At 67.6% G+C, this 4,715-nt stretch carries 7 protein-coding genes; 4 read left to right on the forward strand and 3 right to left on the reverse strand.

The genetic code is table 11. From position 1 onward, the window contains the following. Together DBR20_RS16215 and DBR20_RS16220 are read left to right on the forward strand one after the other, a co-directional pair. Window positions 1–496, forward strand: a 496-nt coding sequence (locus tag DBR20_RS16215; RefSeq protein WP_258223396.1) for a PadR family transcriptional regulator, incomplete at its 5' end; no start/stop codon positions are given. 60 nt (window positions 497–556) lie between these two features. Next, window positions 557–1,354 carry a siderophore-interacting protein gene (locus tag DBR20_RS16220; protein ID WP_108266933.1) on the forward strand — a complete coding sequence of 266 codons (798 nt, stop codon included), beginning with the start codon at window positions 557–559 and terminating at the stop codon, window positions 1,352–1,354. Between the two features lie 92 nt (window positions 1,355–1,446). Here DBR20_RS16220 and DBR20_RS16225 read toward each other — a convergent pair whose 3' ends face one another. Further along, entirely contained in the window at window positions 1,447–2,268 is an 822-nt protein-coding gene (locus DBR20_RS16225; RefSeq protein WP_108266935.1) for a hypothetical protein, read from the reverse strand. A gap of 91 nt (window positions 2,269–2,359) precedes the next feature. On the opposite strand from DBR20_RS16225, the gene DBR20_RS16230 reads away from it, so the two are divergent. Next, window positions 2,360–2,761, forward strand: a complete 402-nt coding sequence (locus tag DBR20_RS16230) for a hypothetical protein (RefSeq protein ID WP_089238302.1) — start codon at window positions 2,360–2,362, stop codon at window positions 2,759–2,761. A gap of 149 nt (window positions 2,762–2,910) precedes the next feature. Here the strand turns inward: DBR20_RS16230 and DBR20_RS16235 are convergent, their stop codons facing one another. After that, window positions 2,911–3,621 carry a YceI family protein gene (locus tag DBR20_RS16235; RefSeq protein ID WP_108266937.1) on the reverse strand — a complete coding sequence of 237 codons (711 nt, stop codon included), beginning with the start codon at window positions 3,619–3,621 and terminating at the stop codon, window positions 2,911–2,913. 85 nt (window positions 3,622–3,706) lie between these two features. Next, window positions 3,707–4,297, reverse strand: coding sequence for a malonic semialdehyde reductase (locus DBR20_RS16240; RefSeq protein WP_089238298.1), 591 nt, complete (start codon window positions 4,295–4,297; stop codon window positions 3,707–3,709). Between the two features lie 121 nt (window positions 4,298–4,418). Between DBR20_RS16240 and DBR20_RS23375 the strand changes: the two genes are divergently transcribed. Next, the coding region (locus DBR20_RS23375) for an ELM1/GtrOC1 family putative glycosyltransferase (protein WP_258223397.1) at window positions 4,419–4,715 on the forward strand (297 nt) is incomplete at its 3' end.

A 4,715-nucleotide genomic window follows, 5' to 3' on the forward strand; every position in this document is an offset into this window, starting at 1 on the left:
GCCGCGCGTGCTCAGCCGTGGCGACCTGCGTCTGCTGGTGCTGGCGCTGATCGGCGAGCAGCCGCGCCACGGCTACGAGTTGATGCAGCACATCAGCACCATGTTCATGCAGGCCTACACCCCCAGTGCCGGCACCATGTACCCGCTGCTGGCCAGCTTCGAGCAGGCCGGCTGGGTGGAGTCGGAAGAGGTGGACGGCCGCCGTGTGTTCCGCATCACCACCGCCGGCGAGTTCGAGCTGAAGGTGCAGCGCACCCAGGTGCGATTGGCGCAGCGACGCGCGTTCGACCGCGCCCGCGAGATCACCAAGGCCTCGCTGCCGGCGCCACTGGCCGCTGCGCTGCGCGAGTTCAAGCTGGCGCTGGTGCACCACCACGGGCGCTGGGCCGACGGCGAAGCCGAGCAGGTGGCCGCGCTGCTGACACGCGCGTCGGCGCTGATCAATGGCCAGGCCGGCAACGTGTCCTCTCCCTTTTCTACGACCCAGCCAGACTGAATCCAGCCAGGTCTTCCCCCATGCCGCGCGCCCCCGCGCGACCTTCTGACAGGTACCCCCATGACCGAACATCACAACTCGCGCCTGCGCCTGGATGTGCGCTTCCGTGAACTGACGGTGCTGCGCACCGAGACTGTCACCCCGCACATGCGCCGCATCGTGCTGGGCGGCGACGACCTGGCCGGCTTCGATTCGCCCGGCGCCGACGACCACATCAAGCTGTTCTTCCCTAACGCCAGCGGTGAAATGGTGCTGCCGGTGCTGACCGCCGAGGGCCGCAGCTATCCGGAAGGCAAGCAGCCTTCGCCGGCACGCGACTACACCCCGCGCTGGTGGGACCACGAAACCGGCGAGCTGGCCATCGACTTCGTGCTGCACGACCAGGGCATTGCCGGGCCATGGGCCGAGCGCGCACAGGCCGGCGACACGCTGGTGATTGGCGGCCCGCGCGGTTCGTTCGTGGTTGCCGACAGCTACGACGCCTATGTGCTGATTGGCGATGAGACCGCGCTGCCGGCCATCGCCCGCTGGCTGGACGTGCTGCCCGAAGGCGCGCAGGTGCAGGCGTACATCGAAGTGGCCGACGAGGACGAGCGCCAGGATCTGCCGCAGTATGAGAACGTGCGCATCCACTGGCTGGAGCGCAATGGCTTCCCGGCGGCCAGCAGCACGCTGCTGGAAGACATGCTGACCGACTTCGAGGCGCCGGAGGGCGATGCGTTCTACTGGATCGCCACCGAATCGCGCCGCGCACGGATGATGCGCAAGTTCATCGAAGGCCACCTGGGCGTGCCACGCGACTGGATCCGCTCGACCGGTTACTGGAAGGCGCACCCGGACGAACAGGACGGCGATTGACCGCAAAACGGTAGGTGCGGACCGTTGGTCCGCACGCCTTTGACTATGTAGAGCCGAGCCCATGCTCGGCTGCTGTTCTATCCGCCCTCGCGCTACGCGCGATGAGCCGAGCATGGGCTCGGCTCTACAGGAGCGCGGGGCGCAGCCCCACGCGCCCACCCGAACCGGTGCGCGGCCCAGATCTCCAGCGCCACCAGCAGCGCGATGATCGCCAGCGGCAGCAGCAACCCCAGGTACACGCCCGGCATCATGCCGTTGATCTGCGCCTTCACCAGCCGCAGCACGCCACGTGTATGCAGCAGCTCATCCATACGCATGGTCAGTGCCTCGCGCACCATCTTCGGTTCCAGGCCGACCGTGCCGGCCTTGTCGATCAGCGTGTCTTCCACCATCGCGCGCAGCAGCCCCGCGCGCACCTTGCCGATTACCCAGCCCACACCACGGGCCATCGGCCCGTCACCCAGGTGATCCACACCGGGCAGCGGATGCTCGCTCAGGTAGATCGCGGCCAGCGAATCCGCAACATCACCCACCGTGCCCTGGCTCTGCAGCGCTGCACGCATGCGCTCGTCTTCCAGCGAAGCGGTGAAGCCGCTACTCCATCCTTCCACCATTGTCTGCAGGTGCGGCTGGAAGTGATCGAGCTGCTTGAACAGCGCGCGGTGCGCGCCGGCGGTGAAGCCCAGCTGCAGGCCGAAGAACGCGACCAGCAACGGCAGCAGCACCACATACGAGGCCAGCAGCCCGTGGTGCCAACGCCGCTGTCGCCGCAGCCAGCCGCGTCGATGCAGCCAGCGCCAGGCCAAGATGCCCAGCGCCAGCCCCAACAGGGTGCCCAGCACGCTGCCGCCGATCAGATCGAGCACGCTCAGGCCGGTCCAGAATTCGCCAAGCCAGTACTGCGCTTCCTGCATGGTGTTGCCTTCCGTGGTTCAGTGCGGCCGCCATGGTAACCGCGACCCCATGCGACAATCGCGCTCCTTTCCTGCACCAACGAGGCCCCACGTGGGCAAACTGACCCTGAGCGGCGTGGACACGCTGCGTACCCGCCTGGCCGACGACACCGCCTGCGACGCAGCGCTGTCTGCCTTCGCCGACCCGGCAGCGGCGCGCGCACCGCTGCGTGAGCTGGTCGAGGCCCAGCACCGCTACCTGCAGGCCGAACACGAAGTGGCACAGGTGGCGGACATCCTGCGCCGCGACCAGAAGTACGCGCCGGTCGGTCGCCCGTCGGTGCATATCGTGCAGCTGCGCAAGCAGCAGGCGTCTACCAGGCAGGCCGCGCTGATCGCCCGCCAGGTGGTGGCACAGGCCGCGCAGACGTTCGTGCGCGCGAGCGGGTTGGTGGTGAAGGCCAAGCAGAGCCCGAGCGAAGCGTCGGCCGCGTGGCTGGGTACGCTGCGCTGAGCGCGCATACCCGGTAGTGGCCAACCTTGGTTGGCCTGCGGATTGATTGTGTTCCGACCAAGGTCGGCACCTACCGGAGCACGCAAAAAAGAAGGCCCGCTTTTCAGCGGGCCTTCTGCCTTCTCACGACGAGTGAGCGGGATGTTGCATCAAGCAGCCGGCTTCTCGCCGGTGGCTTCGGTGGTGATGCGGATCTTCACTTCATCGCTGACGTTCGGGGCGTAGGCGCCGACGCCGAAATCGCTGCGCTTGATCGTGGTGGTGGCATCGAAGCCAGCAGCCGGAACCTTGGCCATCGGGTGCTCGCCGCCGCCGTTGACGGTCACATCCAGGGTCACCGGCTTGGTGATGTCCTTGATGGTCAGATCGCCGGTGACGGTCAGCTTGTTGGTGCCGGCCGATTCGACCTTGGTGCTCTTGAAGCTGGCGGCCGGGAACTTGCCAGCGTCGAAGAAGTCGGCGCTCTTCAGGTGCTCGTCGAACTTGGCGGTGAAGCTGTTCAGGCCGCTCAGCGGCAGCTTCACTTCCACGGTGGACTTGGTGACGTCGGTGGCGTCGTACACCAGGGTGCCTTCGGCATTGCCGAAGTGCGCGCTCGGGTTGGAGAAGCCGAAGTGGCTCCACTGCGCCAGCACGTCGGTGTGGGTCGGGTCGAGCTTGTAGGTGCCCGAGGCGATGGTGATGGCGGCAGCCGCCGGGGCAGCAGCAGCGGCGTCGGCGGCCGGGGTGGTGGCAGCCTGCTCAGTGGTGGCCGGGGCAGCAGCATCGGCGGCCGGGGCGGCGGTGTCGGCCGGCTTGGAGCAGGCGGCGATGGCCAGGGTCAGGGCCAGCGGCAGCAGCAGTTTACGGGTGGCGCTCATCTCAGGAACTCTCCGGATCGTAGGGTGGGAACACAGTGCAGCAACGGCCCGCCACGGCGGGCGGGCCCGAAACCGATACAGCGACTTACGCGATGCGCGCCGCTTCGTCGAAGGACAGACGCGGCAGACGGGGGAACAGGCCCGAATCGTCACCGTACCCCAGGTTGACCAGGAAATTCGACTTGATGCTGGTGCCGGCGAAGAAGGCTTCATCGACCTTGGCGTTGTCGAAGCCGGACATCGGGCCGGCATCCAGGCCCAGCGCGCGTGCGGCCAGGATCAGGTAACCGCCCTGCAGGCTGCCGTTGCGGAACGCGCCTTCATGGCGGCCTTCGCGCGGGCCGTCGAACCAGGCCTTGGCATCGGTGTGCGGGAACAGGTACGGCAGTTTCTCGTGGAAGTCCTGGTCGAAGGCCACGATGACGGTGACCGGGGCGGCCAGTGTCTTGTTGTGGTTGCCTTCGGACAGCGCCGGTGCGAGCTTGGCCTTGGCTTCGGCCGACTTCACGAACACGAAGCGGGCCGGGCTGCCGTTGGCGGCGGTGGGCGCCCACTTCAGCAGGTCGTACAGAGCGTGCAGCTGCGCGTCTTCGACAGGCTTGTCGAGGAAGGCGTTCTGGGTACGGGCGGTGCGGAACAACTGGTCCAGTGCAGCAGCGTCGAGCGCGTGGGACATCGTGGATCTCCAGGGCGGCTAAGGTCAGTGCCCGCGGGCGGCGCGGGGCGAAACGTCGATCCGCAGTGTAGAGTGTCGCGACTGTTGCAACACCCAGCAGGATTGAAACGAATTAATGCCAATGGTGAAACGATCGAGCACGCCATGGACGGTCACCGATGGCCGTGCCGGTAATGTCCGCCAGGCGGTCGCGCTGGCGACGGCGCTGCGCCTGGGCAGCCACCGCCCCCTGGTTCTGCAACCCCGCGCCCCGTGGCGCTGGCTGTCGCCGCGGCGCTTGCCCGGTGATGTGAACGGCTACGGCGAGGCGTTCGCGTCCCTCGCTGCCGAGGCGCCCACGCTGGCGATCGGCTGTGGCCGCCAGGCCGCCGGTGCACTGCGCGTGCTGCGTGCGCGTGGCAGCCAGGTGGTGCAGATC

It is taken from the genome of Stenotrophomonas sp. HMWF023 (genome assembly GCF_003060985.1).
Classification (GTDB): domain Bacteria; phylum Pseudomonadota; class Gammaproteobacteria; order Xanthomonadales; family Xanthomonadaceae; genus Stenotrophomonas; species Stenotrophomonas lactitubi.